Origin of the sequence: Rhizobium sp. WW_1, from assembly GCF_003610155.1 — a bacterium.
GTDB classification, from domain to species: domain Bacteria; phylum Pseudomonadota; class Alphaproteobacteria; order Rhizobiales; family Rhizobiaceae; genus Rhizobium; species Rhizobium tropici_A.
In genome coordinates, this window is sequence record NZ_RAIN01000004.1 from 1 (window position 1) to 26,800 (window position 26,800).

27 protein-coding genes and 1 pseudogene are annotated in these 26,800 nt (G+C 57.4%); 12 read left to right on the forward strand and 16 right to left on the reverse strand.

Features of this window, described 5'->3' with window-relative positions:
• Positions 1–91: 91 nt before the first annotated feature.
• Positions 92–559 carry a DUF2026 family protein gene (locus BJ928_RS12960; protein WP_047629578.1) on the reverse strand — a complete coding sequence of 156 codons (468 nt, stop codon included), beginning with the start codon at positions 557–559 and terminating at the stop codon, positions 92–94.
• A gap of 533 nt (positions 560–1,092) precedes the next feature.
• Here BJ928_RS12960 and BJ928_RS12970 point away from each other — a divergent pair.
• The gene (locus tag BJ928_RS12970) at positions 1,093–1,335 is read left to right on the forward strand and encodes a helix-turn-helix transcriptional regulator (protein WP_047629583.1); all 243 of its coding nucleotides are present in this window, start codon (positions 1,093–1,095) and stop codon (positions 1,333–1,335) included.
• Positions 1,332–2,738 carry a type II toxin-antitoxin system HipA family toxin gene (locus BJ928_RS12975; protein WP_082011783.1) on the forward strand — a complete coding sequence of 469 codons (1,407 nt, stop codon included), beginning with the start codon at positions 1,332–1,334 and terminating at the stop codon, positions 2,736–2,738. Before BJ928_RS12970 ends, BJ928_RS12975 begins: the two co-directional genes overlap by 4 nt.
• A 39-nt stretch (positions 2,739–2,777) precedes the next feature.
• Here BJ928_RS12975 and BJ928_RS12980 read toward each other — a convergent pair whose 3' ends face one another.
• The 5 genes from BJ928_RS12980 to BJ928_RS13000 all read right to left on the reverse strand — a co-directional run bounded on the left by BJ928_RS12980 (position 2,778) and on the right by BJ928_RS13000 (position 5,449).
• The gene (locus tag BJ928_RS12980; RefSeq protein ID WP_047629585.1) at positions 2,778–3,248 is read right to left on the reverse strand and encodes a ribonuclease HI; all 471 of its coding nucleotides are present in this window, start codon (positions 3,246–3,248) and stop codon (positions 2,778–2,780) included.
• Positions 3,249–3,353: 105 nt separating this feature from the next.
• Complete coding sequence (locus BJ928_RS12985; protein WP_047629586.1) at positions 3,354–3,785, reverse strand: hypothetical protein; 432 nt, start codon at positions 3,783–3,785, stop codon at positions 3,354–3,356.
• A gap of 3 nt (positions 3,786–3,788) precedes the next feature.
• Positions 3,789–4,187, reverse strand: coding sequence for a hypothetical protein (locus BJ928_RS12990; protein ID WP_047629587.1), 399 nt, complete (start codon positions 4,185–4,187; stop codon positions 3,789–3,791).
• Positions 4,188–4,674: 487 nt separating this feature from the next.
• Positions 4,675–5,031, reverse strand: coding sequence for a hypothetical protein (locus tag BJ928_RS12995; protein WP_047629589.1), 357 nt, complete (start codon positions 5,029–5,031; stop codon positions 4,675–4,677).
• A 184-nt stretch (positions 5,032–5,215) separates the two neighbouring features.
• Positions 5,216–5,449 (reverse strand): DUF2171 domain-containing protein, encoded by a 234-nt coding sequence (locus tag BJ928_RS13000; protein ID WP_047629592.1) that lies wholly within the window; start codon positions 5,447–5,449, stop codon positions 5,216–5,218.
• Between the two features lie 300 nt (positions 5,450–5,749).
• Here BJ928_RS13000 and BJ928_RS13005 point away from each other — a divergent pair, with 300 nt between their 5' ends.
• Positions 5,750–6,853 carry a PAS domain S-box protein gene (locus tag BJ928_RS13005; protein WP_082011784.1) on the forward strand — a complete coding sequence of 368 codons (1,104 nt, stop codon included), beginning with the start codon at positions 5,750–5,752 and terminating at the stop codon, positions 6,851–6,853.
• 46 nt (positions 6,854–6,899) lie between these two features.
• On the opposite strand, the gene BJ928_RS13010 is transcribed toward BJ928_RS13005, so the two are convergent.
• The 3 genes and pseudogenes from BJ928_RS13010 to BJ928_RS13015 all read right to left on the reverse strand — a co-directional run bounded on the left by BJ928_RS13010 (position 6,900) and on the right by BJ928_RS13015 (position 9,093).
• Complete coding sequence (locus BJ928_RS13010; protein WP_047629596.1) at positions 6,900–7,397, reverse strand: ferritin-like domain-containing protein; 498 nt, start codon at positions 7,395–7,397, stop codon at positions 6,900–6,902.
• Between the two features lie 135 nt (positions 7,398–7,532).
• Positions 7,533–7,709 carry a hypothetical protein gene (locus BJ928_RS38795; RefSeq protein ID WP_183079405.1) on the reverse strand — a complete coding sequence of 59 codons (177 nt, stop codon included), beginning with the start codon at positions 7,707–7,709 and terminating at the stop codon, positions 7,533–7,535.
• Between the two features lie 86 nt (positions 7,710–7,795).
• Positions 7,796–9,093 (reverse strand): annotated as a pseudogene (locus BJ928_RS13015) (divalent metal cation transporter).
• A 231-nt stretch (positions 9,094–9,324) separates the two neighbouring features.
• Here BJ928_RS13015 and BJ928_RS13020 point away from each other — a divergent pair.
• The 4 genes from BJ928_RS13020 (at position 9,325) to BJ928_RS13035 (ending at position 11,596) form a co-directional block, all read left to right on the forward strand.
• Positions 9,325–9,540: a hypothetical protein gene (locus tag BJ928_RS13020; protein ID WP_047629598.1), complete on the forward strand. Its 216-nt coding sequence runs from the start codon at positions 9,325–9,327 to the stop codon at positions 9,538–9,540.
• A gap of 51 nt (positions 9,541–9,591) precedes the next feature.
• Positions 9,592–9,834: a DUF2934 domain-containing protein gene (locus tag BJ928_RS13025; RefSeq protein ID WP_047629601.1), complete on the forward strand. Its 243-nt coding sequence runs from the start codon at positions 9,592–9,594 to the stop codon at positions 9,832–9,834.
• A 271-nt stretch (positions 9,835–10,105) separates the two neighbouring features.
• On the forward strand, positions 10,106–11,008 hold the full coding sequence (locus BJ928_RS13030; protein ID WP_047629603.1) for a hypothetical protein: 903 nt from the start codon (positions 10,106–10,108) through the stop codon (positions 11,006–11,008).
• Between the two features lie 345 nt (positions 11,009–11,353).
• Entirely contained in the window at positions 11,354–11,596 is a 243-nt protein-coding gene (locus tag BJ928_RS13035) for a DUF982 domain-containing protein (RefSeq protein WP_047630428.1), read from the forward strand.
• A gap of 16 nt (positions 11,597–11,612) precedes the next feature.
• Here the strand turns inward: BJ928_RS13035 and BJ928_RS13040 are convergent, their stop codons facing one another.
• The 3 genes from BJ928_RS13040 to treY all read right to left on the reverse strand — a co-directional run bounded on the left by BJ928_RS13040 (position 11,613) and on the right by treY (position 16,785).
• Positions 11,613–11,972: a hypothetical protein gene (locus BJ928_RS13040; RefSeq protein ID WP_120296554.1), complete on the reverse strand. Its 360-nt coding sequence runs from the start codon at positions 11,970–11,972 to the stop codon at positions 11,613–11,615.
• A gap of 175 nt (positions 11,973–12,147) precedes the next feature.
• Positions 12,148–14,217 (reverse strand): glycogen debranching protein GlgX, encoded by a 2,070-nt coding sequence (glgX, locus tag BJ928_RS13045; RefSeq protein WP_047630430.1) that lies wholly within the window; start codon positions 14,215–14,217, stop codon positions 12,148–12,150.
• A gap of 90 nt (positions 14,218–14,307) precedes the next feature.
• Entirely contained in the window at positions 14,308–16,785 is a 2,478-nt protein-coding gene (gene treY / locus BJ928_RS13050; protein ID WP_047629604.1) for a malto-oligosyltrehalose synthase, read from the reverse strand.
• A 128-nt stretch (positions 16,786–16,913) separates the two neighbouring features.
• Between treY and treZ the strand changes: the two genes are divergently transcribed.
• The gene (gene treZ / locus BJ928_RS13055; protein ID WP_047630431.1) at positions 16,914–18,683 is read left to right on the forward strand and encodes a malto-oligosyltrehalose trehalohydrolase; all 1,770 of its coding nucleotides are present in this window, start codon (positions 16,914–16,916) and stop codon (positions 18,681–18,683) included.
• A gap of 46 nt (positions 18,684–18,729) precedes the next feature.
• Here the strand turns inward: treZ and BJ928_RS13060 are convergent, their stop codons facing one another.
• Entirely contained in the window at positions 18,730–19,611 is an 882-nt protein-coding gene (locus tag BJ928_RS13060; protein ID WP_047629606.1) for an alpha/beta hydrolase, read from the reverse strand.
• 169 nt (positions 19,612–19,780) lie between these two features.
• On the opposite strand from BJ928_RS13060, the gene BJ928_RS13065 reads away from it, so the two are divergent.
• Positions 19,781–20,035 carry a DUF982 domain-containing protein gene (locus BJ928_RS13065; protein WP_047629608.1) on the forward strand — a complete coding sequence of 85 codons (255 nt, stop codon included), beginning with the start codon at positions 19,781–19,783 and terminating at the stop codon, positions 20,033–20,035.
• A 155-nt stretch (positions 20,036–20,190) separates the two neighbouring features.
• Complete coding sequence (locus tag BJ928_RS13070; RefSeq protein ID WP_245432294.1) at positions 20,191–20,709, forward strand: sigma-70 family RNA polymerase sigma factor; 519 nt, start codon at positions 20,191–20,193, stop codon at positions 20,707–20,709.
• 662 nt (positions 20,710–21,371) lie between these two features.
• On the opposite strand, the gene BJ928_RS13075 is transcribed toward BJ928_RS13070, so the two are convergent.
• Positions 21,372–21,611, reverse strand: coding sequence for a hypothetical protein (locus BJ928_RS13075; RefSeq protein WP_147413905.1), 240 nt, complete (start codon positions 21,609–21,611; stop codon positions 21,372–21,374).
• A gap of 142 nt (positions 21,612–21,753) precedes the next feature.
• A complete protein-coding gene (locus BJ928_RS13080; protein WP_047629612.1) occupies positions 21,754–22,611 on the reverse strand; it encodes an SDR family oxidoreductase in 858 nt (285 codons plus the stop codon).
• 310 nt (positions 22,612–22,921) lie between these two features.
• On the opposite strand from BJ928_RS13080, the gene BJ928_RS13085 reads away from it, so the two are divergent.
• Positions 22,922–23,359, forward strand: coding sequence for a PPC domain-containing DNA-binding protein (locus BJ928_RS13085; RefSeq protein ID WP_052227525.1), 438 nt, complete (start codon positions 22,922–22,924; stop codon positions 23,357–23,359).
• Positions 23,360–23,446: 87 nt separating this feature from the next.
• The gene (locus BJ928_RS13090) at positions 23,447–25,540 is read left to right on the forward strand and encodes a catalase (protein WP_047629613.1); all 2,094 of its coding nucleotides are present in this window, start codon (positions 23,447–23,449) and stop codon (positions 25,538–25,540) included.
• A gap of 133 nt (positions 25,541–25,673) precedes the next feature.
• Here the strand turns inward: BJ928_RS13090 and BJ928_RS13095 are convergent, their stop codons facing one another.
• Positions 25,674–26,756, reverse strand: coding sequence for a DNA topoisomerase IB (locus BJ928_RS13095; protein ID WP_047629615.1), 1,083 nt, complete (start codon positions 26,754–26,756; stop codon positions 25,674–25,676).
• Positions 26,757–26,800: the final 44 nt, after the last annotated feature.

The following is a 26,800-nucleotide window of genomic DNA, read 5'->3' on the forward strand; positions in this document are numbered from 1 at the left end:
TCAAATCAAAGCGCGCCATCACAGCCTCCAATCGCTGAAGAAAGTGAATCACAAACCGCTCAAATCTAAAACTATTTTATGGGTATGTGACCTAGATCGATCGAACGCTCTTCGCCTCATCCTCGAGCGGGCGCTGCATCATCTTACGCGGGAGTTCAGCGGCAGTAGGATGCCCACTAAAGGCCTCGCGATAAATTGGCGCCATGAAATCGATCATGTGGGTCTCGGTCTGCAGCCACATATGGAAGGCATCGCGCGCAGACACCAGTTGATTGCCATCGAACCTGCCAAACACCGCGACGTCGCACTCACCGACACAAAAGCTGAAAGCTCCTCCTGCGACCCGCGCCTTGCTCTTGTACTTCTGGTTAAGCACGTAGCCGCCGGTCAAATGGCGCTCCAACGTGAGCATTTCGCCATCGTTGTTCGCGAACTCCACCCAAGCCGTCTCGTAGCCGGCGGCCTCGTCGATTACTTTCTTGAGTTCTTCTGCGCCCAGCACATAGTCGACAAGGCGCAGCAGGTAGCTCTTGCCGGTATCGGAGTCCCCGGTGACCACGTTCGACCCAGGCTCGAATCTTACGATTGCGTCCGTCTGCCCTGTCCCCGTCAGTCTTATCTCAGCTAAGGCAGAAGGCCTTGTAGGACTTGGCGTCGTCGAACAAGCGGAGATGGCTAAGCGTGAACGTCCGGCAATACGGGGACAGCAGGAAGTGCTGGTTGCGCCAATATTTCTACCCTCCGGAGGACCTCCAGGTCGGGCGCGGGTTTGCGCGGCTGCGGAATGACGGACGGCAGGCTATCGGAGACCATGTTCAGTTCCCTGTAGGATACGCGATACGACGGGATCTCGCCGGGGTCGGCGAGCGGAAGGTCAGCGTTGTCGTATTCGTATGATCCTGAACATGCGGCGGACCATACCAAGGTGTTCGAGAGGAGTCGATCGCGAATGTCTATCGATATCATTTGCTTGCAAAGACTCTTAAATGCGATTATTTTAGCATTAAATGTGCCTAAACGCGATTGGGTGTTATTATGTTCGCATTTAACATGTCGTCTCCAGCCGAAGTCATTTGCGGCTTGTCGGAAAGAATGAAGCGCCGAAGAATACAGCACGGACTGACCCAGCGGGAACTGGCGGCAAGATCGAATGTCTCATACGGATCACTGAGGTTATTCGAAGAAAGTGGGAAAATTTCGCTCGAGAGTCTCGTGAAAATTGCCTTCGTCCTTGAGGCCGAGGCTGAGTTCGACCACTTGTTTCCAAGTCGGCCGCCGCAGAATATCGATGATGTCGTTGATCGTCCTCTTAAGCAGCGGGTGCGCCGGAAATGAAGTTCAAACCAATCCAGCAGATGAGTGTTTATCTGAATCTCGAAGGGAGCGACAAGAAACTCGGCACACTCGCTTGGAGTAGTAAGGAACGAAGGGCCTACTTTGAGTACTCGGCCGAGTTTCTCGCGGCGCCCCTTCCGATCTCGCCATTCCATATGAAGGTCGGCTTGATTGCGGCGCCGCGCGACCCATTCGACGGGCTCCATGGGCTATTTAACGACAGCCTGCCCGATGGATGGGGCCGTTTGTTGCTGGATCGTCGTCTCCAGCGAGCTGGCATCGACTATACTCAGCTCACACCCATTGACCGCCTCTCCGCCGTGGGTAGAACGGGCATGGGCGCGCTGACATACGTTCCTGAGTGGCCGGACGATCCAAAACAGCCGACCGACGCTGACGACCTTGACTGGTTTGCGGATCAGGTGGATTTGGTGCAGACGGAGATGGACGTCGCTGACATCGATAGGTTGCAGGGCGCGCAAGGCGGGTCCGCGGGCGCACGACCGAAGATTATGATCGGCTTCAACAGGGCCGAAAACACGTTTGTGTTGGATTACGGACAGCAGTTGGATCCGGGATTTGAAAGATGGATGGTCAAGGCTCCAAGTTCTGACGACCCGCGAGAAATTGGCGCAGAGGAAAAAGCCTATGCGCTCATGGCGGTAGCTGCGGGGCTGGAGATGGCAAAGACCCGCGTATTTGACACCAGAAAAGGAAGACGGCTTTTCGCAACAAAACGTTTTGATAGGACAGGTGCCGGCAGGCTCCACATGCACACAGCAAGCGGCTTGTTGAATGCCAGTCACCGCGAAGCCTCTCTGAACTACGAGCAACTGCACAAGCTTACGCAAATGATGACCCGTGACGCTGCGGAAGTCCTCAAGATGTTCCGAAACATGGTGTTCAATGTCTATGCCAAAAATCGCGACGATCATGCTAAGAACCACGCATTCCTGATGCAAGGGAATGGCCGTTGGTCATTGGCACCTGCATACGATCTTACCTTTTCGGCCGGACCAGGCGGAGAACACAGCGCGGCAATCGCTGGTGAAGGTCGAGCCCCTGGCATGCCTCACCTCATGGCGGTCGCCAGAGGGGCCTCGATCTCGGATCAGGACGCCAAGAATGTCATCGAACAAGTGCGAACGGCCGTCGATCGATGGCCGGAATTTGCTGAAAAAGTCCGGCTATCCAGATCCCGTACCGTTGAACTGGACAACTTCTTGAATGGTAATCGGCCGGCTCAGACGCTTCGCGTGTCCTATGACCGGAATGACTACAGCATTTCTACGCCAACACGAGCAGTCAAAACCTCGAGCGATGATGATACGGGGGGGGGGGCAGCCCGAAGCGCTGAATCCCTCTTTCAAGTATGGTGGCAGTTGCTACCTAATTGCGGATAACACTTGAGCCACGGAAGCACAGCGATTAAGGCCAGACAGCTAGGTCTTCGCCGAGCGCGGTGTGCGCGCCAGGGCGTCGGCGAGTTCGTTGCCTGCGGCTCCTGAATGCCCCTTGCGCCACTCCACGATTACATTTGGATGCTGATCCAGAAGGCGGTCGAGTTGCTGCCAGATCTCCATGTCGCTGATCGGTCGTCGTCGCGCGTGCGGGTTCGGAGTGATCCGCTTCCAGCCGTTGGTGCGCCAGATGGCCCTCCATCGACAGCAGCCTTCGATGACGTGGACGGCGTCCGTCCAGAGTGTAATCGGCCGTGCTGGAGCCTCCGAGGCGATCCAAGCCATCGCGTTCAGAACGGCGAGGACTTCGAATGTGTTGTTCGATGTGCCGGACCCCTTGCCGGAGGCGGCGTGCACCTGGCGGTCACCTTCATAGACGACGAAAGCCCATCCTCCGGAGCGGGAGGCGGCATCGAAGGAGCCGTCGGTGTAGGTGTGGAGCGCGTCAGTCATTCGGAGGCCATGGTATCGAAAGGGAGGCCGCTATGGAAAGAGTTCGAGGACTTTCGCGAACGGGTTCTTTCGCTTAGGTGCCCCTCTCTCTTTCTCGCGGGAGCATTACTGCCTACATCGATACGGATCCTTGACACGGAGACCGTCGATCTTCCCATGGTAGGGCTGCGATCCTTCGACCAGGACGAGATTGCGGTCGATGGCCGTGGCGACGACCATGCGGGACATGTCGCCCAGATCCTCGTCGCCATCGACCTGGAGATCGAGCTGGGCGATCCGGGAGAAGACGGCCCCCGCCGCTTCGTCGAAGAGCTCGAGAGCATTGTTCCTGCGTGTGAAGGATACAAACGCTCTGAGCGCCAGATCCATCACCTCCCGGCCTTCTTCAAGCGGGGTCGCGAGGATCTCGGCCTGGACATGGGCGACCGAAACAACGCTTGCATGAATGGCCTGCGCCGGAACCGGGCGGATCCATCCGGTCACGTCCGGGTTTTCGCAGATGATGTCCATCAGCGCCTGCGTTGAGAGTAAGAACATGCGTCAGAGGGCCATCTTCGCGCCAGAGGCATTATCGCTGCGCTGCAGACGTTCGCGCTTGCGGCCCTGACCGACGATGATGCGGCCGCCGGAGTACGGCTTGAAACCGATGGCATCGAGCGCTTCTCCGAAGGTCTCCTGCTGCCGTGCGGCGGTGACGAGTTCGGCGAGATCCTGGACGGAGATCACGACCGCCATGTCGTCGGCCTTCTTCATGTTGCCGATGACCTGGGGAACGCCGCTTCGGGCCTTTCCAAGCACCGCACTCAGCTCGTCCTTCGCCTTCCTGACGGTCAGCGGATCGCCTCCGATCTGTACGATCGTCTCCACAAGGCCGTCGGTGATGTCCTGCCTGCTTGCGTTGCGGGCCACCTGCACCGTCTTGAGTATCCTCGCGTCCATGTCGTCATCTCCATTTGCTGAACAGGATAATGGGGGCGTGGCCACTTTTGTCAAGAAAGATGGCCACGCATGCGGATGGCCGTCGGTCCCGACGAGTTTGCTCGACATAATCGGCCCTGCCGTGAACATCGCCAATCGCTACAGCGTCCGACTGACCCGGCTGGACAGTCATTGTATCAGGGGTGTTCCTGCTGCCGTACCCCGCAGGTTCGACCGACTCTGATGGACAGAATTTTCGGTTCCAGAAAATGGATGGCAGCGCAATTGGGTTCGACCCATGGGAAGGCAAAGTCCGGCGCGAAAGCCGGTTCATCGAGACTCAAGGGAATGAAAGGCGGACGCCCTAAGAAGAATGCAGCAGCGTCGTCACTCCTCTAACTCGCCCGAAAAGGAGGTCTGGTAGGCAAGGTATTCCGTTGGTGGCAGTTGCTACCTCCGTAATATTCTTTTCGTTGGCGACGTGTTGCAAAGGATCAGCGCCTGTTCCCTACTTGGGATCCGGGTGCTCGCCGATGGTCCTACCTGTGCAATATTGATTGCCCTGAGCTGCCTGCGCGGACAATTCGCCTTCCATACTTCGCAGAAGCTCGAGTGCCCTTTGTCTTTCTTCCGGCATGTCCCGGCTGAAGTGAGCGAGCGCCGTTAGTGTCGACAGATGGTGAAGCTTATCGAAATCGACGATTCCGGCCCGGTAAAGCTTGATCAGATCCGAGGCAAACGCCTCTCGGCTGAAATCGGTCAGATCGAACCATGGCTGCGCTATCACTACGTCGAAGATCCTTTGAAGGTCATTGATCTCCTCCGGTTGAAGCACTCCTTCAACCAGATGATGATGGGCAAGCATTGCCGTCTCCCTCGAATGGACGGCCTCCCCCGGTCTTCGGTGGCACCGCCATCCCTTCGGGGTATCTTACTGGGAGGGCGCCTTGATTTCAATCTTTGGCGCGCTCCAGCGATCATGGATTTGGATCAATGTTGCGCATCAATAATGAGGTGGAGCCGCATCAACGCGGCTCCATGGATCCGTGTCAGGTGGCGGAAGACCATTGGCTTCGAACATCGTTCGAATTCTTTTTCAAATGGACGTGTGTGTCGACGTGGTCGACCCAATCGACGGGGATCAGGTGATGTTGGCCGTCGACCGAATCGTTCTTGGTAAGCTTGATGCGGGTGTCGCCTTCCATGTGGTCGACAGTTCCGACAGGAATCCCATCGGCTGCTATCACTTCCATATGCTCGGCAATCTGTTCTGCAGAATTCATTTTTGCCTCCTCTTCTTTCTTGGGCTTTGTCTAACCCCTGCAAAAGCGGATGGTTCCCAGCGACTATTTCTGTTGCGGTAATTGGTCGAAACGTTTTCGATATCCAGAGGTCGATGGCTCATGCAGCACCCAAGATTGTTCAAGGGCGATCGGCACGTGCGCGCTCTCGTTAGAGTTTTAGCCATCCCCAGAGTTCATCAAGCTGGACAAAGCGATTGACGCGCCTATCTTCCCCTTGTTTCGCCAGAACATCTTCGGATGCTTTAAGCTCGCCGTTGATAGCGGGACGTGGAGGAAGGCATGTCGGCCGAACACGATCATCAAACACGCGAATCCACTCTGCGGAAGACGTTGCCACCTCGTGGGCAGGCTAAAAACACATTGCTCGGACAGCTCGGCTCGAACGCTCCGTCGGCCCAGGCATTCCTCGCGGCAATTGTCGAGAGCTCCGACGACGCCATCGTCAGCAAATCAATTAATGGCATCATCACGAGTTGGAATAAAAGCGCCGGGCGGCTGTTTGGTTTCACAGCGGAAGAAGCCGTTGGCCAGCATATCACCATCATCATTCCCGAGGATCGGCTGCACGAGGAGGAGGCGATCATCGCCAGCATTCGCGCGGGAAACAGGATCGACCACTACGAAACCGTCCGGCGCCGAAAGGACGGCACCTTGGTGGACATCTCGCTGACGGCCTCCCCGGTTCGCGATGCCGAGGGAAACATCATCGGAGCATCGAAGGTCGCCCGCGATATTTCCGAGCGCAAGCGAGCAGCCGAACGGCAGGAACTGCTGCTCCGGGAAATGAACCATCGCATCAAGAACATCTTTGCGGTCGTAGGCGCGGTGATCGGTCTGAGCGAACGCACAGCGACCTCGACCAAGGACCTGCCAAATGATCTTAGAGCCCGAACCAATGCGCTTGCGATCGCCCACGAATTGACCTTGCCGGATACGGATGGCACGAGCGTCCGGTCGCAGGCCACGACGTTGTTCACACTGGTCAAGGCGCGCTTTGCGGCTCATCAGAATGATGGTCACGAACGAGTGGCGATAAATGGCAGGGATCTTCCTGTAAGAGGCGCAGTGCTGACCTCGCTTGCGTTGGTTCTGCACGAGTTCGCGACGAACGCGGTCAAATATGGAGCCCTTTCCACTCAGGATGGACGGATTGCGATCCATGTCGACCGAGACGACGATTTAGTCCTCACCTGGTCGGAAATCGGCGTACCCGAAGTCGAGCCGCCTGAAGGCCCCGGAGGATTCGGATCCCAACTGGAACGGGCAACGGTCGGATCGCTCCACGGTTCCATCGAGCGAGAATGGAAGCATTCTGGCCTCAGTATTGTCCTGAGGATTCCGTCACGCGTCTTGGATGACGAGAAGGATCCAACCTCGGGCTGAATGAACGGTGCGCCGCCTTCGCAACGCACCGCAGGCTCGTCGCGGCTTATGCCGCCTTCGCCTTCGCGTTAGCGGCGGTTTCCGCCAATTTGGTCAGCTTCTGATCGGTCGCCTTCTCTTCCTGCAATGTCTGCTGCAGCAATGTGACGGCCTCCTTGAGTCCTAATTGTTTGGCCCATTCGATCAACGTGCCGTAGCGCGCGATCTCATAATGCTCGACGGCTTGCGCCGACGAGATCAGGCCGGCATCGAGTGCTTGGGTACCTTTGAATTCCTCGATGATTTCGTCGGCCTCGGCGATGATCCCCTGGATTGCTTCGCAGGTCTTTCCGCGTGCCGGCTTGCCAAGGAGCTCGAACACCTGCTCGAGGCGCTCCACATGACCCTGGGTTTCATCGCGGTGGTGAAGAAAGCCCTGCTTTCCTTCTTCCGCCTGCACCGCGCGTGCCATCTTGGGCAACGCTTTCAGGATTTGCTTCTCGGCGTAATAGATATCTTTCAGCGTCTCCAGAAAGAGATCGTTCAACGTCTTCTCGGATGCCATTTTGGGGTCCTCCAACATTTGTGGTGAATTTATCGCGGTGTGAGGCACTACACTTCCATAGCCCTGAGAGCGGCCAGTCGAAGAAGCGTATCAGAGGAAGAGAGTCTCGCGTTAGCGGGCCTCTCTCGCACTCGATCAGGAATTCTTGTGGCTGTGCTGACCGGCCTTTACATGCTGTTCGTGCGAGCCGCCGCGTTCGCCGCCGGACTGCGGCTCCTTGCCGCCAGACAACGCCTGCTTTGTGTCGGTATTCTTGTGGCTCTGCTGGCCGGATTTAACGTGCTGTTCGTGAGATCCACGGTGGGAAGCCATGATGTTTTCTCCTCTCGTTTGATGGCGAGACCTCCTCGGTCTCGCGGTTCGAACAGCGGATGGGAAGTTTGGTTCCTGCATGACTTCTAAAAAAATGCAGTGATGGCCATTCCGACCACTGCGGCGAACATTGCAAGGCAAGAGGCCCAGCCCAGCGCCTTCAAACCGCCCTTTATAACAAACTGCTTCATGACCTGCTGATTGGAGGCGATCAGCATGAGGATCGCCATGACGGGAACCGCGAACACGCCATTGATGACAGCACTCCAGAACAGTGCCTTCATCGGCGAGATCGGCGTAAAGTTCAAAAGCATGCCGACAATCGTCGCCAGTCCCACCGTTGTGTAGAAAGCCTTGGCCTCGCTCGGTTCGCGCGACAGTCCCACCTTCCAGCGCGCTGCCTCCCCAACCGCGTAGGCCGCTGAACCCGCAAGAACAGGGACTGCCAGCAGACCGGTTCCGATAATTCCGGTTGCGAAGATTATCTTGGCAAAATGTCCGGCAAGCGGCTCGATCGCTTTCGCCGCATCGACCGAGCTCTCGATATTGGTCGCACCCGCCTTGTTGAGCGTGGCGGCGGTGTCGTGATGATCGCAAGCGCAACGATATTGGAGGCCGCCATGCCGATCAGCGTATCGAGCGTGATGCGTGTGTTCGCCCTCTTTGCCTCATGCGGATGCTCAATCAGGGGCTCCTGACGCGGCTTATCCTTCAGATCCTCCGCTTCCTGGGAGGCCTGCCAGAAGAACAGGTACGGGCTAATGGTCGTCCCGAAGATCGCAACGATCATCGACCAGTAGTTCGGGTCCGCCTTGAACGTCGGCAGCAGCAACCCCCGTATGAAGTTCGACCAATCGACGTGCACGACAAACAGGGTCGCGATGTAGGAGAGCAGTGCCAGGCTCAACCATTTGAGAACAGCGACATAGCGCTTGTACTTAAGGAGCACTTGCAGGAGGATACAGATCACCCCGAACGCAGCGACATAGATCAGCGAATTGCCGTTGACGAGCAGATGCGCCGCATCCCCCATCGCGCCGAGATCCGCGCCGAGATTGATGACGTTGGCCAGCAACAATGGAACCGTGATGCTGACGCCAACCCAGCGCGGATAGCACTGCGTCATGCTGCCCGCCAAGCCTTTGCCCGTCGTCCGGCCAATGCGCGCACTGATCATCTGCACGGCGACCATCAGCGGGTATGTCAGTATCAGCGTCCAGCTCGCAATGTATCCGAATTGCGCTCCGGCTTGCGAATAGGTGGCGATCCCGCTCGGATCGTCATCCGAAGCACCTGTCACCAGGCCCGGCCCAAGGATTTCCAACAGTCGTGGCTTTGAAGGTTCAACAACAGCGCTTCTATCATCCAAACGGTAGTCGCTCATGACCGCCTCCCAGCAGACAACGGGAAGGACTCGCACTTCCCGGTCCGACTGAACTTCACACGTCGACCGTTTGTTCCCGCGGACCGGCAAAGACTAAAAACAATGCAACTCCAAAAACTTAACTTCCTCATCTCCTCAATCCTTGCGTGCTGTTTCGCAATATTTCTGGGCTGAGGGAACTTTCAACACTCGTATCGATTTGCTTGATCGAAATGAGGAGGATCATCGGATATGAAAACGCAAGGGCTTTTCGAACGGCGCCGGACGATCCGGGGTGCAGCCTATTCCCTGGCAGAATTCCAGAAGAAGTACCGTCTCGACGACAGGATGGCCGAAGACCTTTTCATTCGTTTCGGCCCGTCCTCAGTCGAATTGGATTTGCTCATGGCAGCAAAGCGTCGGTCTCTGTCCTTCGATGAACTGACGAAGGAGATGCCATTGCGTTAGGCATCCTTGAAGGACGTCAACCCCAGCATCGAAAAAGAAGGAGGAAGTTCAATGAACAATGACGAAAACGAGAATGAAGACAAGCGCCGCGAGCGTGCCTACAGGATCTGGGAAGAGGAAGGACGGCCCGAAGGGCGTCATCTGGACCACTGGCAACGAGCCGAAGAACAGCACGAGCGCACCGAACAGGAAGCGGAGTCGCCCACAGGACAGGAAAGCGGCGATCCAACCGCGCGTGACCACGAGCAGACGGGAGCCGCTTCCGCAAAGGCTTCCAAGTCTGTTCGGGAGTGAGACGTTTCGACATCGAACCTGCGCCGCAGATTATGTACTTGCGGCGCGGAAATATCCTGCAATGTGCTTCGATTTACTATTCTCGATACAAGCACAACGCGAAACACCCGCAAGGACTTCGGAACAAAATCGGCTCGATTGCCGTTGCTGGTGACATCAGTTCAAACTCTTGGAGGATATTCAAATGGGTCGAGGTATTCTGCTCTGGCTTCTGGGAATCCCGTTGCCGATCGTCATTCTTCTCGTTCTCTTCACACGATAGGAGGCGTCAATGGCCGCCTTCGAAAACGCGCCTGCGGGAGCCGAACCCATTGAATCCTCCAAACCCGCCATCGTATGGGGCCCAATTATCGGCGGCGCTCTTGCCGCAACGGGAATCGCCCTCATCCTTCTGCTCCTTGGATCGGGCGTCGGCCTGTCGATGGTCTCTCCCTGGTCCGGTCAAAGCAGCTCGGCGACGACCGTCGGCATTACGGCGGCCATCTGGCTGGTGGTCGTTCAGTGGCTGTCATCAGCGATCGGCGGCTACCTGACAGGTCGGCTTCGCACCAAATGGGTGGAAGTCCATTCCGACGAGGTTTTCTTTCGCGACACGGCACATGGTTTTCTAAGCTGGGCATTGGCGACGGTCTTTGTGGCAGGTTTTCTCGCCTCCTCATTGACCTCGCTGGCCGGTGCGTCGGTCAATGCCGCAGGCCAGGCTGCGCATACGGCCGTCACTGCAGCCGCATCCGCGGCCCCCAAAGGCAATCTGGATTCGACCGCGTATTTTACCGACGCCCTGCTTCGCCCGGCAAAAGCGGGAGACCGTGGTCAGTCCGACAATGGCGCCGCCGCCGCCGAAATCTCGCGGATCCTGTTGCAAGGTGCCGCTAGCGGACAGATTCCGGAAGGCGACAGATCATATGTCGCGTCGATCATTGCAGCGCGAACCGGTCTCTCCGAGGCAGACGCCCACAGCCGCGTAGACACGGTGCTCAAGCAAATCGACGATGCAAAATCGGCGGCGAAAGAAGCGGCTGACAAAGCCCGGAAGGTCGGAGCAACGACAGCGCTGGTCGGTTCTCTATCACTGCTGGTCGGCGCCTTCATCGCCTCCGCTGCAGCAGCCCTTGGCGGCCGCCAACGTGATGAGGAAGAAGATCTGCTGATCGGTGCGCGTCGACGTCCGTAACGACGCCGATATGCCGCTCGTAACCAAGAATGGACAAAAGTCTCAAGCACGGCTCACCGTCGTGCTTGAGACTTTTGAATGAGCCGCTTCCCAGCTTTCAGACAGTGAGATCCCGGCGACCGTTCTCCTCCTTCAATCCGATTTGGATCCTATTCCCGAGACAAGCGGATAAATGTTGCGCCAGGAGATGCAAATTTGTCCCCGCGCTTCGGGCGATGTCCGCACGCAGATCGAAAGCGCTATTCTGGCGACAGCACGATGCCGGGCAGTAGTTTGCTTGAGAAATGGAACCAAGCCGCCACCTCAGCATTTCTACCCACGGGAGAAAATGTGGAGGAACTTCTCATGCTGATCAATACATGGAGCAGACCGGTGCAAATTGAGCTTGGTCCCTCCGGTTCTCGTTCCGTCAACGGACCTTTCGAGGCGATGATCTATTTGACGGATCTTTGGCCAAATCGTTCAGGCTTGCACTTCATTCGCGCCCGCAATGCCTGCAAGGCCGCAGTTGCCGGACGGAAAAATCCCGAAGATGCCCGCAGCGAATTCCTGGCTGCGGCCAAGGAGATACAAGACGCGACACGCTAGCCGCTTTCGCCCATCTCTACTTCTCTGCACGTTGCAAGAGAATGCGCATCTCCTCGAAACGCCGTTTCCGGTCGGCATCGCCGTCATTGGGCGCATAGCACGTATTCGATACGCAAAATTTCGCGAGGTTGTGTGGCTTGTCGGTCCTGTCGAACTCACACTCGAATGTGTCAGTCATATCCGCTGCAGCGGTTCCCTGGCGCGTCGAGTAGGTCATGCGCACACCGGGTGGCTTGAGTTCCGGAAAGGACTGAACCAGACCGATGGCAAGCCCGTCCGACAGGAAGAAGTTCTTGGCGACCGTCTTGCACGTGGCCTCGAGGTCAGGGGATTGAGCAAGAGCTCCGGTCGGAAAGACGATAAAGCAGGCTAACATGACATGCTTCAACACGGCGATCTCCTCTCGATCTTTGCCAGAATCATTCAAAATCCTCATCAGAAAACGCAGGTGAAAACAGTAGGTTCCGCGGTATATGGCGCCACATCGCCGAAGAAATTTCATGCGCCGCCGGGAGCCGCCAGCCCGTCAGCGCTTCGCTCGATGGAAGGCGTCAGGCCTGTCGCAAGAGCGCGAGACTGCGGGCCTCGAGTTGCAGGACCTGCCCGTCGAGCCTTTCAGTTCCTTGCAATTCAGGATTCGAGGTCGACAATTCCAGGGCCCACCGCTTGTCGTCAGGCAAGGTAAAGTCGATCCCACCATCGAGGGGATTGAAAAGGATCAGAACATCGTCCCACCCCTCTTCGAGTGGCTGCACCCGGGATATTCTAAGGCCGATGCTCGTATTTGATCCGTCGTCCCATTGATCTTCCGTGTGTTCGCCGCCACCGGGATTGAGCCAGATGACTGCCAAGCCGTCGCGCCAATTTTCACGTCTCAGGATGGAATGCTCCTGCCGCAACGCGATGAGACGCCTGGTAAAGGCGCGAAGGTCCTCCGCGCTCCCATAAGCATCTTCCCAATGCAGCCAGTTCAGTTCGTTGTCCTGGCAATAGCCATTATTATTGCCCATCTGGCTGCGGCCGAATTCGTCCCCCGCCAGCAGCATCGGCGTGCCATGCGAGAGAAACAGGGTGCCAAGAAAATTGCGCTTCTGGCGCTCCCGAACGGTGTTGACACCATCCTCGTCCGTCGGCCCTTCCGCACCGTAGTTGTAGCTGCGGTTGTCATTGTGGCCGTCGTTATTATCCTCCCCATTCGCTTCGTTGTGCTTGTCGTTGTAGGAGACCAGATCATTGAGCGTGAAGCCGTCATGCGCGGCGATGAAGTTGACGCTTGCCCAGGGTCGGCGGCCACGCAGATCATAGACATCGCCTGACCCTAGGATGCGGGCTGCAAAATCTCTCGTCGTACCGGGTGTGCCCTTCCAGTAATCCCGGACAGTGTCGCGATATTTATCGTTCCACTCCGCCCAGCCGGGCGGAAACCCGCCGACCTGATAACCGCCCGGTCCGATGTCCCACGGTTCCCCGACAAGCTTGACCTTTGACAACACCGGATCCTGGCCCACTGCATCGAAGAAGCCGCTGCGCTGATCGAAGCCCTCCGGTTCGCGGCCGAGAATGGTTCCGAGATCGAAGCGAAAGCCGTCGACTTCCATCTCCTCGGCCCAGTAGCGGAGCGAATCCGTCACCATCTGGAGCACGCGCGGGTGCGAGGTGTTGATCGTGTTACCGGTGCCGGTGTCGTTGATATAGTAGCGGGGCTGGTCCGGAAGAGTGCGGTAATAGGAAAAGTTGTCGATACCCTTGAACGAAAGGGTGGGGCCAAGCTGGTTACCCTCAGCCGTATGATTGTAGACCACGTCCAGGATGACTTCGATGCCAGCATCGTGGAAGGCGCGTACCATGTCGCGAAAACCCGCAAGACCTCTTGGGCCGTAATAACGCGAGGCGGGAGCAAAGAAAGCAAGACTGTTATAGCCCCAGTAATTGCGCAGACCCTTGTCGAGCAGGTGGCTGTCATCCGGAAAGTAATGGATGGGAAGAAGCTCGATCGAGGTTATTCCAAGGCTCTTCACATAGTCGACAATCGCCCCCTGCCCCAGGCCGTCGAAGGTGCCACGCAGCGTCTCCGGAATTGCCGGGTGAAGCATCGTCATTCCCTTGACGTGCGCCTCATAGAAAATCGTTTGCGACCACGGAACGCAGGGCCTTTCAACGCGCGCGTCCCTCTCGATGTCGATGACGCGGCACTTCGGCATCCCGGCCGCACTGTCGGTCTCGTCGAAGGAAAGATCCTTCTGCTCGTCATCAAGACCGTATCCGAACTGCGCCTGTGACCACTCGACCTCACCCACGAGTTCACGGGTATAGGGATCGACGAGCAGTTTGTTTGGATTGAACCGGTGGCCTTTCTCCGGGTCGAAAGGTCCGTGAACGCGGTAGCCATACAAGGTGCCCGGCTTCAACCCCGGAAGATAGCCATGCCAGATCTCATTGGTGTATTCGGGCAGGACAATCCGTTCGATCTCACGCTTTCCATCCTCATCGAACAGGCAAAGCTCCACCCGCTCCGCATGAGCACTGAAAATTGCGAAGTTGATGCCCTGACCATCATAATGTGCGCCAAGGCGCGTGAAATCGCCTGATTGGATCGCATGCCGCTTGTCGTTTTCAGTCATGGAAACCTCATCGTTGATGCGCAGCAGAAACACCGCAACGATGGGCTTTGTTCCGGTGTCGCATTTGCAGGCAAGTTGCCGGCGAAATCGTCAGCTGTGTCTGACGAGAATGGCTACGGGATGATCCTCAAAGAGCTGCGCCGCGAGAAGATCGCCGCCCGTCAACGGCCGATCCGTCAGCAGATTGCGCATCTGCGCGCGCAGGTCTTGTGGCACAATGACGGCTGTGTCCGACCAGAAATCCGAGGAATGGCCGTCAATCAGACGCGGCACGACCGTTATCGCAATCTCCTGCTCGTAAACGCGAGCAAAGGCTATGAGATTGGCTGCTCGTTCGCCGCTTGTCTTGAGCGGCAAATAGTGACCAGCGACAAACAGAAGTGGATGGTCCCTGCGGTCGCGCAGAACGCTACGGATGATCTGTCGCTTGAGCGATGCCGTTTTCGACGCGAGCGAATTGGCGTCTGTCGAGACATCGCTCCACACATGGTCAACGGGCCTGCGGTTGTCCGGATCGACGAGGCTGAGATCGAGACCCTCCGATCCCTGGTAAATATCCGGAATTCCAGGAGCCGTGAGCTTGATCAGCAATTGGGACAAGCTGTTGCGATAGCCAATCTCCATAAATGGTTGGAGGGTTCTTGCGAAGTCCGTGGCGAATGCCTCGTTTTCACTTGAAAGCAAAGCCCTGGCATAGGCCTCCACGGCGCATTCATATGCCGTGTTCTCATCCCGCCAATCCGTCCGGAGCTTCGCCTCACGCACCGCTTTCAGAGCATAGGCGACAAAGCGGTCCTTCAGTTCATCCCGATCGCTTTGTCCGATATCGTCGGGCCAAATCCCGGCCAGCGCCTGATACAGCATCCACTCGATATTGGGCTCTGGCGCCGGTCCGTCAGCAAGATTTTCAAGAAAGGGAGAGTTCATACTGCGCCATCGCTGGACGCCCGCAACCCATGCTTCCGGATCCTGGCTAAGGCTATACAGGCGCGCGCGGGCATCCTCCCCGCGCTTCGTGTCATGCGTCGAGGTCGCGGAAAGGCCATGAGGCTGGCGCCGAACACGATCATCCATGAAACGATGAAAAGTCGCTGTAGCCTCAGGACGTATCTCGGCGCGCGCGCCTACTTCGTTCATCGCAATCAGGCGGTTATAGCGATAAAACAGCGTATCTTCGACCGCCTTTGCCATCACCGGGCCGCTCAGTTGCTGGAATCTCGTGCAAAACTCCAGCGCTTCGGCGGTGGTGAGATTACCTTTCAAGAGACCGGCAATCGCCTCCACGGCGCCAACGCCTGGCAATCGGGCCCGTGCCCGTTCAGTCGCGCTGCGGATAACGGCCTCGTCCTCCCCAGACGCAGCTCCCTTGCACCCATAAGTACGATAGACCGGGAAGGCGACCAGCAATTCCCGCAGCGCCGACTGTCTATCGGACTCGCTATATTCGGGAAAAATCGAACGAGCGAGCGTGGCCAGTCGCGCGGTCTCTCCGGCAAAATTGCGGTCAATCATCAGAAGTTTCGCCTTGCGCAAGCCCCCGGCGAAATCGGCGTGTTCCATGTCGACAGCCCTGTAGGCTGCATCCAGTTGGCACAATCCCTCTTGGCTGACGAACAAATCGGCCATGGCGGATATGAACTCGTAGCCGGTTGTCCCCGAGACAGGCCAGTTCGCTGGAAGTGTCTCACCATCATGGAGAATTTTTTCGACCACGATGAAAATGTCGCGGCCGACCGCGCCCCGCAACCGCGTTAGATAAGTTCCCGGATCGGCAAGCCCATCGATGTGGTCGATGCGCAGGCCCTGGATCTGCCCTGCCCGTACCAGTTCGAAGATCAGCCGATGGGTGTCATCGAAAACCTGTTCGTCCTCCACCCGCACGCCGACAAGGCCTGTCACCTCGAAGAAGCGCCGGTAGCTGAGGTTCGCGGCGGCATCTTTCCAGTAGAGCAATTGCCAATTCTGTTGTGCGAGGAGCTCCGTCATTGCGAGCGGGTCCATCGAAAGGGCCAGCAAACGGCCAGTATCCGTTCCGATCCGCGCCTCGATCTGCCCGGCGCTTTCATCCGAAAGAGGAAGAAGGCTATCGAAATACTCAAGGTACATACGGCCATCGACGGGCTCATGGCGGAGATGAAGCTCTTGCGCCGCGAGAACTTCGTTGAGGGGCTTTCCAAGCTGAGGCAAAGTAAGCTTCCGGCTCCAGTCTATGTCGAAGCATCTGGCATAGCGACTAGCCGATCCATGCCTGAGGACGTCGTTCCATCGGGCATTTTCGACGGAGGCGGCCATATGATTAGGCACGATATCCAGGACCAGCCCCATTCCCGCACGCTGCAGGGCCGCACAGAACACGTCGAAGCCTTGACGACCGCCGAGTGCTGGATCGATCTCGTTCGGATCGGTGACATCGTAGCCATGCGTCGATCCCGTCGTGGCCGCGAAGATGGGTGACGCATAGACGTGGCTGATACCGAGATCCTCAAGGTAAGGAACAAGCTTGACTGCTCGGTCAAAGGTGACATCGCCTCGCAATTGCAGGCGATAGGTGGAGGTCAGGACGGTCATGGCTCTCTCTCGACATCTGAGCGCCCTTACCAACGGAATTGAACGAGATCTGTTCCTATTTCAGGAACCGTTTCCTGAAAGACGCGTTGGCAATGCACATAACCGGCGACACCAAAGGACGAGATGCCATGCTGCAACGCTTCGCATTTGGCCCCGAAATCAACGAGCATGCCGTCATGTTTCGCCTATGGGCGCCGCTTGCCGAGCAAGTCCTCGTCCAGATCGAACAACGCGGACAATGGGCAATGCAGCCAGGGAAAGACGGCTGGCATGTTGCCGAGGTCTCACATGCCCGCGTCGGCGACCGCTATAGTTTTCTCCTGCCGGACGGCACTAAGATCCCGGATCCAGCCTCCCGTTTTCAGCCAGACGATGTTCACGGACCAAGTGAGCTGATCGATCCGTCGTTCGAATGGCAAACTCAAGGATGGAAGGGCCGCCGGTGGGAGGAAATGGTCATCTACGAACTTCATGTCGGTGCCTTCACGGAGGCTGGCACCTTCTTGTCGACGATCGAGAAACTCGACCATTTGCAGCGGCTCGGCATCACCGCAATGCAGCTCATGCCGATTGCAGATTTCCACGGGCGCTATGGCTGGGGCTATGACGGTGTTCTGCCATATGCGCCAGACAGCAGCTACGGCCGCCCCGAAGACCTCAAGGCTCTCATCGATGCAGCACATGATCGCGGCATCTGCGTCTTCCTCGACGTCGTCTACAATCACTTCGGGCCTGACGGGAACTACCTCCCACTCTATGCGCCAATATTCAGCAGCCGGCACAAGAGCTTTTGGGGCAACGGCCTGAACTACGATGGCGAGGGCAGCCGCTTCGTCCGCGATTTCGTCATCGAAAACGCGATCTATTGGCTGAGCGAGTTCCGCATGGACGGACTGCGCCTCGATGCCGTTCACGCGATGACGGATGACAGCGATCCGCATATTCTCACGGAGCTCGCCGAGCGCGTCAGGCTCGCCTGCCCCGAGCGCCACATTCATCTTATTGTCGAAAACGAGAACAACGACGCGGGTCTTCTTTCTCGAAGGGAATCTGGGGAACCACGCCATTTTACTGCGCAATGGAACGACGATATCCACCATGCTCTGCATGTGGCCGCGACCGGCGAGATTTTCGGATACTATGGAGATTATGCCGATCATAGATCGCGCCTAAGCCGTTCCCTTCGCGAAGGATTCGCGTTTCAAGGCGAGCACATGCGATACAGAGGTCGCTCCAGGGGATCGCCGAGCGCCGGACTACCACCCACGGCTTTCATCTCCTTCATCCAGAACCACGACCAGATCGGCAACCGGGCGCATGGCGATCGAATGATCTCTTCTCATGCCGTTGCGGCAATCAAGGCGATCGCGGCCATTTATCTGCTCTCGCCGCAAATCCCGATGCTGTTCATGGGTGAAGAGTGGGGCTCGGTCGATCCCTTTCCCTTCTTCTGCGATTTTAACGAAGAGCTGAACCGAAAAGTCCGGCTCGGCCGCAAAGAAGAACTGGGGCGCCTGCCCGGCTTCGATGCGCGAGATGCTCCCGACCCGACGTCGGAAAGCACATTCCGGAGTGCGAAGCTGCGCTGGGAGGAGCTCTCGCACGACCGGGGTCTCGGCGAACATTATCGACGGTTGATAGGGCTGCGACATCAAACGATCGTACCGCTCCTCTCACAAGGTGGCGGTCAGGCGGCCACTCATGACAAAAACGGCTCACTCATCAGCGTGCATTGGACGTTTCGGACAGCAATCCTTTCGTTGATCGCCAACTTGTCGAATGCTGTCGTTGTCCCCAGCGGTCCAATCCACGGGCAGACGATATTTTCGTCGGCGCCCGGTTCAGTCGGATCATTCGATCCATGGACCGTCATCTGGAGTCTGTCCTCGGAAATCTAGTTCGAAGTCGGATGCGTGCATGAGCCTCGACGCCACCCGCGGCGATCTAGGTCTCGCTCCGGAGCGGACCATCGTTGAAAAAGCCTCGCAGCGAATTCGCCAGGGCCTCCGGGTTCTCCTCAGCAACGTGATGACCGCTGTCGATTCCATGGCCGACGACGTTGGTCGCCCATGATTGCCAGATCTCTCGAGGATCACCGAAGAGCTGCTCCAGATCATCCCGTGTCGACCAAAGGCAGAGCAAGGGGCATGTGATCCGTTTTCCCGCAGCACGGTCCCGCAATTCATCTTGTCGATCGAGGGTCAATCCGGCCCTATAGTCCTCGACCATTCCATGGACGACGGCAGGATCTTGGATCGCCGACATCAGATCCTTATAGGCTTCTGCGCCCATGAACTCCGGAGTTATGGCGTTGTACCACGCCTTGGGGTTGGCGTTGATCGCCTGTTCGGGCTTTTGCCGTTGCGCGAAGAAGAACCAATGGTACCAATCTCGGGCAAATTGCCAGTCCATTCGCTCGAGATGCTCGACGATTGGAATGCTATCGATGACGGCGACCTTGGTGACGGTCTCGGGATAATCCATCGCAAGTCGAAATGCGACGTAACTGCCGCGGTCATGTCCCGCTACGGCGAAAGTCCGATGCCCCAGCCTGCGCATCAACTCCAGGCAATCAAGCGCCTTCGCCCGCTTTGAAGAATGGCGGCTGTCGTCGCTGTCGGTCGGTTGGAAGGACCTTCCAAATCCCCTAAGGTCCGGGCAGACGATCGTGAAATGCGAAGACAACAGATCAGCAACATGACCCCAGGTCATATGTGTCCGCGGATGACCGTGTAGAAGTAACAAGGGCGGGCCGCTGCCGCCATGGCGGATGCGTAAGGTGCCCGGCCCAACGTCGATGTAATCCAACGCCATTCCACTGAACATCTCCGGCCTCACTGCAATTTCCGCGGATTGACCTTACGTTTGTCTCTTCGAATTGTTCCACCTTCACCAATCCATCAGACGATTGACACGGGATGAACGACGACGCTCGCGGAAGCTGTTTGCCGGAACATTCAGGTCGAGGTGCCGTTTCTCTTTTGGAGGACAGCAGATGATGCGACAATTGTGGAGCAAGCCAGTCACAGTCGAGACGAGCAAGCCTGGTCAGCGCCTGACAATCACAAATACCGAGGCTGCTACCTACTACCTGCTTCGAGGCTGGCCTGTGAAGACGCACGGATCCGCCTACAAGACCGCGAAGAGGACTCTTATCAGAGCCCATGAAGGTCATTCGGGCGCCCTGGCGGCGAGAACGGCATTCCTTGCCGCCATCGAAGAAAGCGACATCGAAATCTTTGACGCGTGACGGCAAGCCAGGCGCGAGATCCGATACGAGCCTCCGAATTCCTCTACTGCCGTCTCGTTGCTACCTGCAGCATTGATCGCAAATAACCTTGAGGAATCCTTGGAACAAGGACGCTTCGCAAGCATTGCTCTTGTACCCCACCAGGAGAAATGAAGATGCCTGAAGCAACGCGCGCGTCGCTGGACGCCGACGTCGTAGTGCTACTTCCAGCACTGCGAAACTTTGCCAGAAGATTTGTGTCCAGCCCGACCGATGTCGACGATCTCGCGCAAGAGACCATCTCGAAGGTGCTGCGTCATTCCGAAAAATTCACCCCCGGCACCAGCCTCAAGAGCTGGGCATTCACCATCATGCGAAACACCTACATGACCGAATACAAGCGTCGAAAGCGGCTGCAGGTTCGCGCGAACAGCGATGCGCTCTTCGAAATCCCGACAGAGTGTTCCCAACAGAAATGCGTTTATGCCGCAGAGGTCGGCAAGGCGCTTGGCCAGCTTCCGAAACATCAGCGCGACGCTCTTCTCATGATCGTGGAAGGAGTTTCATACGAGGCCGCCGCCAAACACTGTGGCTGTGAGGTGGGAACAATCAAAAGCCGGGTCTCTCGCGCGCGAACCACTCTCGTCGGGATACTCGGCGAGGATTCGATACACGCCGCCGCCTCGATTCATTGAAATCCGATCCCCATCAAACTTTCCGCAGAACGGAGGAACCGCCATGCCAGAAAAATCCGGCTCGCCCGCAGTCCAATAGTGCTGAACGAACGGCAAGAGCAACGCAAACGATCCACTGGAAGTGATCTCGACAACGCGCTGAAAGATACCTTCCCGGCGTCGGACCCGATCTCCGCCACTCATACGGCGGTGCCCTCTGGGAGGGTTGCAGCGGAAACCTCGGAAGGCGCCGTCGCGGGGGGCCATGTGGATCGCTTCGAAGATAGTTATCCGATGAGGAGGACAACGTCGAAGCCTGCGAGCGAACCAGACACTCGAATCGATGCTGGCACCGCAAGAAGGAACGTCCGGGCCCTCTACAAAGCCGTCCGCCGAATTGGCACATATGATCACGAGAGCATATCCCGGCCGGCCGTTGCCGCGCCTGGGTGTTCGAGCGTTGTGGGTGACATCAAGCAGAAGATACGTCAAAGACCGCTGCTCTCCGTCATAGCTGCAGCGGCCATCGGATTCGTATTGAGTTCGACACGATAGGAAGCGGTCGTTGGAGGTCATGCCCGCTTGAAGCGCGGCCCGTTGACAGCGGGTCGCACAATTGTCGCAGGACTTATATCCTTTTGAATCCAGGCTTCGAACGAAGCCACTTTAACGAGCCCGGCGAACTACGCTGCCTGCGTATCCGCTTGGTCCGTCACAGGCAACATCGTTGCCAGAACTTCGAAATTATCTGACGGCCGCCTGCATCGGCCCATCCGACGCGTTTCGTAAATTATCTCGATAGCTTCGGTGTGCGAAGATCGTGTCATCGACGAAATGAGGGCAATTGCTTCCCTGTCGTCAAAGACTCCCGATTGAAGCTCAATTGTTCCGCCTTGTCGCACTGCAATGCTGACGCTCAGCATCTTTGTCTCCTTACCGATTTCCGCGAGAAAAACGCCCAGACGAAGGACCAGTTCCAACGACCTGAAAAATCTCCGAAGCGGCCTTCGCCTGCGAGGTCCGTGGGACAATATCGAATGATTGACCTTAGCCGTCTCACCGCTGCTACAGGATGGGTCTGCCTCCGGTCACCGCCACGGTCGCTCCCGAGACGTAGCTCGACAGCGGATCCGCGAGCATGACGTAGGCTGTCGCCAATTCGGCCGGCTGGCCGGGTCGCTTCATCGGAACCTGCTTGCCGAAATTCTCCACGGCTTCAGTGGACATGGTCGAGGGAATAAGCGGCGTCCATATCGGCCCCGGCGCGACGGCATTGGCGCGGATACCGTTTTCGGCCAGCAATTGCGCGAGTCCCGCCGTGAAGTTCTGGATCGCACCTTTCGTGGTCGCATAGGCCAGCAGTGTCGGATTTGGGCTGTCGGAATTGATTGAAGCGGTATTGATGATCGCGCTCCCCGGCTTCATGTGGGGAACCGCCGCCTTTGTCAGGAAGAACATGGCGTGGATATTGACCCTGAATGTCAATTCCCATTCCTGATCGCTGATATCGCCGATGTCATGAAAGCTCGCCTGATGAGCGGCGTTGTTGACAAGGATGTCGATACCGCCAAGCTCCGCGACTGCGGTGTCGATGATCCTTCGGCAATGTTTGCTGTTCTGGATATCGCCGGGGAGAAGTACCGCCTTGCGCCCTGCCTCCTCAATCCAACCCTTTGTCTCCGCCGCATCCTCGTCTTCATTGAGATAGGCAAGGAGAACGTCCGCCCCTTCGCGGGCATAGGCGATCGCAACTGCCCGCCCAATGCCGCTGTCTCCTCCGGTAATGACCGCTTTCTTGCCCAGCAGGCGGCCGGATCCGCGGTAGGATTCCTCGCCGTGATCGGGAAGCGGCCGCATCGCTGCGGTATTTCCAGGCATCGATTGCTGCTGTGATGGAAATGGAGGCTGGGGATGAGTGAACATGCGCTTCTCCCTTCTAGGGTGGTTTCAACTAGATCGTTTGCCGCCTAACCGTGGAGTCGCCTTGTAGCTCCCACAGCTGCAACGATTTCTCGCCAAGAGAGCAAGCGATCGATCAACCCATTGGAACCTTCGGGCCCTCGCAAGGTTTCAATCCGTCGACCTTGCGAGAGTTCTACGAACCGGCCGCAATCCACGTGAGGCGCCGGTTCGTCGGCTCAAGGCCGACAAAGTGACTGTACCGGGACTGTCGTCGACGGCAGGAGGCGGTCTCGGTACGCAAGATCGCGAGGGCCAGCACGGAGGCAATGCCATGCATCACAAGACAATCGAACTTCAAAATGGACTGAAGACCTTTATCGTCGTCCTCGATGCGAACGAAGAAGCATTTTCCACGCTTGCCGCGTTTGCAACCGAACAGGGTTTGACCGCGGCTTCGGTTACCGCAATGGGTGCATTTGAAAGGGCGACCGTCGGCTGGTTCGATTTCGCTGGTCGGAGCTACCGCAAGATCCCCGTTTCCGAGCAATGCGAGGTGCTCAGTCTGATCGGTGATATTGCGATGGGCGACGATGGCAAGGCGAGCCTCCATCTCCATGCTGTCCTGGGCCTCAAGGATGGATCCACCCGCGGCGGTCACTTCGTCGAAGGCATCGTGCATCCGACCTTGGAAGCAACCATTCTCGAAACGCCAGCAGAACTGCATCGTCGGCATCAAAGGGATCTTGGCATCGCACTGATCGAGCTTTGAGATTGGCGGCCATCGAGCTCCAGATAGAAGGAACATTCTCGACCGGGAGAGGTTCTGTCAGCATTCCGACGGCAGAAGGAGGATATCATGGCGACGGAAGAGAGCTCCGAAACTTCACGCGGCATCGGTGGCGAGACGCACCAGCACGTTCCCAAAGGCGGTCCTCATGATGGCGCGGAGCACCTGACGACCAATCAAGGCATTCGGGTTTCGGACAATCAGAACAGCCTCAAATCCGGTAAACGCGGTCCGACGCTGCTTGAAGACTTCGTCCTGCGTGAAAAGATCTTCCATTTCGACCACGAGCGCATTCCCGAAAGGATCGTGCATGCCCGCGGGTCGGCCGCGCATGGCTTCTTCGAGCTCTATGAGCCGCTTTCGGACATTACGAGCGCCGATCTCTTTCAACGCAAAGGCGAAAAGACAGCGGTTTTCGTCCGCTTCTCGACCGTCGCCGGTGGCGCCGGCTCAGTGGACACACCGCGTGATGTCCGCGGCTTTGCGGTGAAGTTCTATACCAAGCAAGGCAATTGGGACCTGGTGGGCAACAATATCCCCGTGTTCTTCATACAGGACGCGATGAAGTTTCCAGACCTCGTCCATGCCGTGAAGATGGAAGCTGACAGAGCCTATCCGCAGGCTGCCTCCGCTCATGACACCTTCTGGGACTGGGCATCGCTGATGCCGGAATCCACGCATATGCTGATGTGGGCAATGTCGGATCGCGCCATTCCCCGCTCGCTGCGCATGATGCAAGGATTCGGCGTTCACACCTTCCGCTTCGTGAACGATGCGGGCAAATCAACATTCGTAAAGTTTCACTGGAGACCGAAACTCGGGATTCAATCGCTGGTCTGGGACGAGGCGCTGAAGTTGCAGGCGGCCGACAATGACTATCACCGCCGCGATCTCTTCGAGGCGATCGCCGCCGGACATTTCCCGGAATGGGAATTGGGTCTTCAGCTATTCGACGAAGCCTTCTCCGAAAGCCTTCCCTACGATGTTCTGGATCCCACCAAGATCATTCCCGAAGAAATTCTGCCGCTGAAGATGGTGGGGCGCCTCGTTCTTGATCGCAATCCAGACAATTTCTTTGCCGAAACCGAACAAGTAGCATTCTGCCCGGCCAACATCGTGCCAGGCGTCGATTTCACCAACGATCCCCTGCTCCAGGGGCGTCTGTTCAGCTATCTCGATACGCAGAAATCCCGTCTCGGCACAGCCAATTTCCATCAGTTGCCTATCAATGCGCCAAAATGTCCCGTCATGAACTTCCAGCGCGACGGGCAAATGCAGATGCAGGTCCCAAAAGGCCGCGCCAATTATGAGCCGAACAGTCTCGGCGAAAACGGCGAGGCCGGTGCGCCGCGCGAATGTCCGGTGACGGGTTTTCGTACCTACGAACATCAGGCGGGTGACGACGAACAAGGCAACAAGCTGCGCGTCCGCGCCGAGCTGTTTGCCGACCATTACAGTCAGGCGCGTCTCTTCTGGAAATCACAAACGCCGTCAGAACAGGCTCATATCGCATCGGCCTTCGTCTTTGAATTGTCGAAGGTGCAATTGCAGCATGTGCCGCCGCGCATGGTCGGGAACCTGATGAATGTCGATGCCGGCCTCGCCAGTCGCGTTGCCGCGGGGCTCGGACTTGTCGGGCCCACCAAGAACTGGCCGGCGCGCGAACCGATCGAACTCGATGCATCTACAGCGCTCTCCATTCATAGGAACATGAAGGAGACGTTGGAGGGACGCCAGATTGGAATTCTGATCGCTGCTGGAAGCGATGCCAAGGCGATCTCCGATCTCGTCGATGCCCTGAACGATGTCAAGGCGAAGCCGTTCATCGTGGCTCCAAAGATCGGAGAAACGAAACTTTCCGACGGCAATACGATCCGCGCCGACGGTCAGCTCCTTGGTTCGCCGTCACAACTTTTCGACGCCGTCGCCATCATTCTTTCCAAGGAGGGCGCAGCGTCCCTGATGAACGAGGGAGCGGCCATACAATGGGTGATGGACGCATTCGGGCACTTGAAGGCGATCGGCCATGACGCGGCAGCCAAACCGCTGCTCGATAAGGCCGGCATTCAACCTGATGCTGGTGTCGTGGATCTCGGATCCTTCATCGGGGCAGCTGCCAAGCGATATTGGGACCGCGAGCCCAAGATACGCATGCTGGCCTGAGGTTCCCAACCCGCCATGTCGCCGACCCAGCCTCCTGTCCGGCGACGAGCAGCACCTGTCGATCCATGCGGGCCGATGGGTGCTGTTTGTTTATCATCGCCCAAATGCATGGTGCTGACAATTTAACCCCCAGTCAGATGACTTGCCGTTGCTGGGCCATACGCTTAAGCCAGCGCTCGACGCCGACTTCTTCCAAGTCCATCCATTCCAGAAGTCTTTTGCTACTGGTTCGAATCTTGAGGACATCGCCAAGGATTCCCGCCCTGAAATCCTCGAAGACCGCGGGATGGATGTAAGAGGACCTGCACACGGAGCGCGTATTGACCAGCTTCGATGCCACAACGTCGATCGCCTCGTTGATCTGGCGCGCGATCCCCCGCTCGGAATTTTCGACCTTGAGCGGAGCGAGCGCCGCGACCGCCATGCAGGTCGCTCCCCAGGTCCTGAACTGTCGAGAACTGAAATCCTCTCCGGCCGTTTCCTGGATGTAGGCATTCACATCCTGCGACGAGATCTGGCGGCACCCGCTTTCGTCGCAGACATATTTGAAGAGCTGCTGTCCCGGCAGTTCCTGCAGGCGTCGCACGACGTTGGCGATGCGGCGGTCGTAATGAGTGAGGTTCCATTCCTTGCCGGATTTCCCCTTGAAGCGGAATTTGACGCTTCCACCCTCCACCCGCACATGCCGATTCCTGAGCGTGGTCAGGCCGTAGGATCGGTTCGTTTCCGCATAAGCCGAATTGCCCACACGAATATAGAGATTGTCCAGCATCCAGACCACGGTCGCCAACGCCTTTTCCATGGTCAGACCTCGAGAGCGCAGATCGTCATCCACCCTGCGCCGAATGTCCGGCAGGCGGTCGGCGAAATCGACAAGTCGATCGAACTTCGAGCGGTCGCGTTCGGACTGCCAGTCGGGGTGATACCGGTATTGCTTGCGACCACGTGCATCCGTGCCGATCGCCTGGAGATGGGATAAAGGATTCGTGGAGATGACGACGTTCGTATAGGCAGGAGGAACGGCCAATGCGTCCAGTCGGGCAATCTCCGAAGGGCGAGTGATCCGGCTCCCTGCGGGCGAGTAGTAGAGAAAACCCTTTTTTCCCTGTTTTCGGGTAATGCCCGTCTCAAGGCCCGGAATGTATATCAATCCGGAATGGAGCTTCGCTTCCGCTGCTGCCGCGGCAAGACCGACTTTGGAAAGCATCTGGTTCATGCCCGGATAACTCCGCTTGAGCGACCCGGTTCCACCGCATTGGA

Coding starts and splice junctions, on each gene's coding strand:
- BJ928_RS12970 (WP_047629583.1), top strand. CDS start 1,093: ATGAAGCGCCGAAGAATACAGCACGGACTGACCCAGCGGGAACTGGCG.
- BJ928_RS12975 (WP_082011783.1), top strand. CDS start 1,332: ATGAAGTTCAAACCAATCCAGCAGATGAGTGTTTATCTGAATCTCGAA.
- BJ928_RS12980 (WP_047629585.1), bottom strand. CDS start 3,248: ATGACTGACGCGCTCCACACCTACACCGACGGCTCCTTCGATGCCGCC.
- BJ928_RS12985 (WP_047629586.1), bottom strand. CDS start 3,785: ATGTTCTTACTCTCAACGCAGGCGCTGATGGACATCATCTGCGAAAAC.
- BJ928_RS12990 (WP_047629587.1), bottom strand. CDS start 4,187: ATGGACGCGAGGATACTCAAGACGGTGCAGGTGGCCCGCAACGCAAGC.
- BJ928_RS12995 (WP_047629589.1), bottom strand. CDS start 5,031: ATGCTTGCCCATCATCATCTGGTTGAAGGAGTGCTTCAACCGGAGGAG.
- BJ928_RS13000 (WP_047629592.1), bottom strand. CDS start 5,449: ATGAATTCTGCAGAACAGATTGCCGAGCATATGGAAGTGATAGCAGCC.
- BJ928_RS13005 (WP_082011784.1), top strand. CDS start 5,750: ATGTCGGCCGAACACGATCATCAAACACGCGAATCCACTCTGCGGAAG.
- BJ928_RS13010 (WP_047629596.1), bottom strand. CDS start 7,397: ATGGCATCCGAGAAGACGTTGAACGATCTCTTTCTGGAGACGCTGAAA.
- BJ928_RS38795 (WP_183079405.1), bottom strand. CDS start 7,709: ATGGCTTCCCACCGTGGATCTCACGAACAGCACGTTAAATCCGGCCAG.
- BJ928_RS13020 (WP_047629598.1), top strand. CDS start 9,325: ATGAAAACGCAAGGGCTTTTCGAACGGCGCCGGACGATCCGGGGTGCA.
- BJ928_RS13025 (WP_047629601.1), top strand. CDS start 9,592: ATGAACAATGACGAAAACGAGAATGAAGACAAGCGCCGCGAGCGTGCC.
- BJ928_RS13030 (WP_047629603.1), top strand. CDS start 10,106: ATGGCCGCCTTCGAAAACGCGCCTGCGGGAGCCGAACCCATTGAATCC.
- BJ928_RS13035 (WP_047630428.1), top strand. CDS start 11,354: ATGCTGATCAATACATGGAGCAGACCGGTGCAAATTGAGCTTGGTCCC.
- BJ928_RS13040 (WP_120296554.1), bottom strand. CDS start 11,972: ATGTTAGCCTGCTTTATCGTCTTTCCGACCGGAGCTCTTGCTCAATCC.
- glgX (WP_047630430.1), bottom strand. CDS start 14,217: ATGACTGAAAACGACAAGCGGCATGCGATCCAATCAGGCGATTTCACG.
- treY (WP_047629604.1), bottom strand. CDS start 16,785: ATGACCGTCCTGACCTCCACCTATCGCCTGCAATTGCGAGGCGATGTC.
- treZ (WP_047630431.1), top strand. CDS start 16,914: ATGCTGCAACGCTTCGCATTTGGCCCCGAAATCAACGAGCATGCCGTC.
- BJ928_RS13060 (WP_047629606.1), bottom strand. CDS start 19,611: ATGTTCAGTGGAATGGCGTTGGATTACATCGACGTTGGGCCGGGCACC.
- BJ928_RS13065 (WP_047629608.1), top strand. CDS start 19,781: ATGATGCGACAATTGTGGAGCAAGCCAGTCACAGTCGAGACGAGCAAG.
- BJ928_RS13070 (WP_245432294.1), top strand. CDS start 20,191: ATGCCTGAAGCAACGCGCGCGTCGCTGGACGCCGACGTCGTAGTGCTA.
- BJ928_RS13075 (WP_147413905.1), bottom strand. CDS start 21,611: ATGCTGAGCGTCAGCATTGCAGTGCGACAAGGCGGAACAATTGAGCTT.
- BJ928_RS13080 (WP_047629612.1), bottom strand. CDS start 22,611: ATGTTCACTCATCCCCAGCCTCCATTTCCATCACAGCAGCAATCGATG.
- BJ928_RS13085 (WP_052227525.1), top strand. CDS start 22,922: ATGCATCACAAGACAATCGAACTTCAAAATGGACTGAAGACCTTTATC.
- BJ928_RS13090 (WP_047629613.1), top strand. CDS start 23,447: ATGGCGACGGAAGAGAGCTCCGAAACTTCACGCGGCATCGGTGGCGAG.
- BJ928_RS13095 (WP_047629615.1), bottom strand. CDS start 26,756: ATGAACCAGATGCTTTCCAAAGTCGGTCTTGCCGCGGCAGCAGCGGAA.